This window comes from Schlesneria sp. (assembly GCF_036405755.1).
Classification (GTDB): Bacteria; Planctomycetota; Planctomycetia; order Planctomycetales; family Planctomycetaceae; genus Schlesneria; species Schlesneria sphaerica.
Genome location: NZ_DASWWZ010000389.1, coordinates 1 through 4,130 on the forward strand (window position 1 = coordinate 1; position 4,130 = coordinate 4,130).

3 protein-coding genes are annotated in these 4,130 nt (G+C 57.4%); all 3 read right to left on the reverse strand.

Features of this window, described 5'->3' with window-relative positions:
• The coding region (locus tag VGE80_RS13520) for a hypothetical protein (protein ID WP_440593043.1) at positions 1-1,483 on the reverse strand (1,483 nt) is incomplete at its 3' end.
• A 476-nt stretch (positions 1,484-1,959) separates the two neighbouring features.
• The gene (locus VGE80_RS13525; RefSeq protein ID WP_440593044.1) at positions 1,960-3,207 is read right to left on the reverse strand and encodes a glycosyltransferase family 4 protein; all 1,248 of its coding nucleotides are present in this window, start codon (positions 3,205-3,207) and stop codon (positions 1,960-1,962) included.
• A gap of 369 nt (positions 3,208-3,576) precedes the next feature.
• On the reverse strand, positions 3,577-4,130 hold a 554-nt coding region (locus VGE80_RS13530; RefSeq protein ID WP_440593045.1), incomplete at its 5' end, for a choice-of-anchor P family protein.

Below are 4,130 nucleotides of genomic sequence, written 5' to 3' on the forward strand. Positions count from 1 at the left end.
ATCCGCTGATGAGTTCCCACGGGCCGGTGCGATTGGCGGCGTAGTAAATGGAGACCGGTTTCTCAGCCGGGTGTTCTTCGACGATCTGCCACTTCAGCAGTAACTGATTCGCCTTGTCTGCGTGCCCCTGTTGCGCAGGCAACAGTTCAACCCGAGGGGGAGTGCGGTCAATGCCCACGACAATCGTGGGAGGCTCGTCCGGAGCAGGCGGTTCAATCGCCAGACCTGCCTTGCTTCTGGCACGAATGGCGAAACCGTATTCCCGATCTTCGGGAACCTCGACGTCAAAGGGGCTTTGGAGGTCGGGGTCCTCGCCATAGTTCCACCAGGTTTTGCCGTTATCATCCGTGATAAACAGTTCGATCGCGTCGATTCCGGAGGGGCCGACGTCTTCCAGTTTGTATCCCAACTGGAAGCGACGTGAATTCACATGCCGATGGATTTGAGACGTCGGTTCTGCCCGTTTCTCAGACGGATCTGTTGTGGTGGTTCGTGAGACGAACATGGGCGTGGTCGCAGTTGCGTTGGTGGCACCCAACTTTGCCGGAGTAAACGGCCCCTGGTTCGACGGTGCTGAACGAGGAAGAGGCTCTCGAGGACGGGCCGAGACCGCCTTCATTCGTGGCCGGCTGAAACCATAACCCTGCGGGGGCTCGGCTGAGGTCGGTGATGGCGGGATCAGGTCGTCGTGGTTTGAAGCCACTTCCTGCTCGACAGGAGCGGACGGAGGGCTGGCAAGAACGAGATCCTCCTCGTCGCTTAAGGTCTTGGCGAGCTCGTTGTTGGGCGGGCTGGTGGCAATCTTCCCCTGGGGAACGGGGCGCGCTTTGGTGGCAGGATGATTGGCGGCATCCACATCGGTCTGGGTGCGCGCGTTCGCCACATTTCCGGCGAAGTCGGCGATGCTGCCGCGAACGGAGACAACTCCCGTTTTGCCGACGACCCAGGCCGTTTCGCCCCGCGCTCGAGGTGCCAGATCAAGCGGCACCCAGTCGCTCGATTCCTGAGTGAGGTATTCGATGCGCAGCGAGTTAATATCCAGGTGGGTGTCGCTGGCACGCCAGCGCAGTTGAACCTTTCCAGCGGCGATTTGCTGGAGTGACAGTTCGAGTACGGGGTTGGTCGTGTCGACGACAACGATCAGTCCCGTTTCGTAGGTTCCGCGCGGAGGATGGAGCTGGTTTTGGCCATCAACGGTTTTTACGGCGAACCAGTACTCTCCTTCGGCCGAGCAGGTGTGTTCAAACTTTCCGCCGCTGGGAGGAAGGACTTGTGCCAGTTCCCATGTCTGCCCCTGGTTGGGAGAGACGTGTAACTGTATTTCACGTGCGTCGATCTTATTGAGAGTGGCGGAGTCAATCTTGAAGGGGATGCGGAAGCGAGTCTTGCTGGTATGCGTCGGTTTGGGCAAAGGATCTGACCAACCCGTAGCCGGCCACATCAAAGTGACCAGAAACCCCAACACTGCGAGTCGGCCGTCCATGACGGAACTCCGTAATCCGAATACTTGAGCGGTGAAAACCGAGATCCAGCGTCGAAGCAGGCCATCCGAACATGCATACGATGCGGGCTGCGTTCGATGCTCGACGGGAGCATCGTGCACTGCTTCGCAACTCGTCGCATGAGGGCGAATGGAAAGTACTCCTGCGGTGGACATGTTCAGTTTCAGAACGGCTGAAAACTGGTTTTCCGGGGAACCCAATTCACTGCCAGTGAGCCAGTTACACTGTTCCTCCAGTGAGACACCCGACTCTGCTGCTGCCGGTCCTGAACGAAGAAGCGGACTCTCATTCCGTGAGAAGCCGTAAGTCGTTCCTGGACTGCACTGTCGCTATCGACGGAACGCGAGGACAGACTTGAACGACCGCTGAACATGGCCGTTCCGCTTGGAGAAGAGGGGTAGAGATTGCACCTGAAAAGACCAAGACGATATTTGAGAATCGGCAATTTCTGCCAAATTCACGCGTTTTGGTCGCCACGAGTCATTCTGAGTACACTGTCCCAGATCTGCGCGAGATGTTGAGCTGACGACGCACTCGAAAACAATTGCGCCGTACGCTCTCTCGCGGCTGCTCCCATCCGCTGTGCTTCGCTGGGATTCGACAAGATCGATGCGACCGCTTCAGCAAGGGCGACCGGATCACGTGGTGGCACAAGAACCCCGGTCTGACCGTCAAGTACGATCTCGGAAGTGCCGCCGACATCGGTGGCGACGATCGGTAACCCCGCTGCAGACGCTTCCAGCAGGACCCTGCCGAACGGTTCCTGATTGGCAGGATGCACCAGGAGATCGACTGCACGAAGAATGCGGGGGACATCATCGCGGTGGCCGAGCCAGTGGAAGTGGGAACTGACCCCATCCTCGGCGATCCGTTGCCGCAGCAAATTTTCGAATTGAACGCTTTCGGCTTTTTGCGATGTTCGTTCTCCGATCATCAGGAAATGAACGTCCGGTCTCTTCTGGATGATACGAAGCGCCGCAGCAGCGAGGACGTCCAATCCCTTTCTTAATCCAATCTGTCCAATACAGGTAATCAGGAGTGGTTCGGTCGACAGGATGCGCGCGTCGGGGGTGGGCGGCATCGAGCAACGGAGGGTGTTCTGTCGTATCCGTTCTTCACACCGGGACTGCTCTGCGGGAGAGAGCTGAAGTTCGTCCAGCAGCCAGCGTTTCTCCCTCACTTTCGTTTCCGATCCACAGTCAATCCCGTTGTGAACAACGTTGACGAGTTGTTCTCGGAGTCCCTGCTGGACATGAAAGTTTCGTGTCGCATGCGAGACGGCGATGAGTCGGTCGTTGAGATTCAGATCGTCAATCGCCCCCCTGCTCAGTTTGATAATGTCGCGCAGGTGGCCCGTCGTCGGAACCTCAAGCCGACTGCGGAGGGGGCCCAGCAGGCGGCTCATGGAGAGAGAGTTGGCATGGACGAGATCGGGCTTGATTTTGCCAAGTCCGTTTAGGAGTTCTGACAAGATTCGATCCGCAGTCAGCCGGTTCCCTGCCGGATCGCGGACCGACCAGTGATGCAGCGGGATGAAGCGACTTCGCAGTGCTTCAGCCAGGCGACCCGTTGATGGGCCGAGTGCATGGAATTCGAGATCCGGCCGATGAGTCTTCAACCAGTCCAGTGCCGCCAGCATCGATCTCTCGCCCCCATTCAACGTGTTGAATTCGAAGATGAGAGCGATCCGTCGAACAGGCATCATGCACACAGAGGGAGAGCCGCTTGATGGGGAAATGGGTTAGAATCAGAGGCCTTCTGGAGCGGTCTCCGCCACACCGAATCTGAGGTGAGAACAGGTTTGTCGGGAACCTCACTCCTGGGATCTGACTTTGCAGCCGCAACGGAGAGAGGGCCGCAGGATTGTAATCGAAGCAGGGGCGACCGGGGAAGAAGTCGTGCGGGATCCGGAGAGTGACAGGAGCGTTCGATGTACAGGGTTGTTGAAAGTGTTGGGCCTTCGCTTCGGGAGCCCTTTTCTACCTCGATAAAAAACAAAACGCCCGTACCTGGCTGTCAAGCAAAGTACGGGCATTCTTGTGTGTCGATCAGGTGCGATCAGAACCGCGAAGGGTTACACGGTGGCTTCCGCGTCGGTGCTGTCTGCTTTCTTGCGACGGGCGAATTTCCATCCGCCACCGACAGCAAATGCACCCAGAACCATGGCGAAACTGCTTGGTTCGGGAACGTGCTGAATGACACCGGCTTTGGATTGACCGATGATGACATCAGCGACAGAAAGGACTCCGGGAATGCCCAGAACCTGCAGGTGAAGAGCATTGACGGTCATGCTGACGTTCTGACCATCGGGACTGATGCTGGAGATCTGCTCGTTAATGGTGAGCGAAGCGATCGTCACGCCGAGTAGTTCGATCGACACAGTCTGATTGGGGCCCGTGAGTGTGACGGCATTTCCACCGATGGTCAGTCCAGTGATCACGGAGTCACCAGAAAAGGAACCAATACCCGTGGTCGTGTTGAACTGCGCAATTGCCGTTGATGAAACAGCCGTCACCTGCACGAGTCCGTCCAGCAGGCTAATATTCGAAACGTTCGAATGGGAACTGGTCTGCCCAGGGACTGAGTTACCACCATCAGTACTGGAACTCAGAACGCCCGTCTCAACCA

What these genes read in the sequence shown, in the direction of transcription:
- VGE80_RS13525 (WP_440593044.1), bottom strand. Translation starts at nt 3,207, where the DNA reads ATGATGCCTGTTCGACGGATCGCTCTCATCTTCGAATTCAACACGTTG.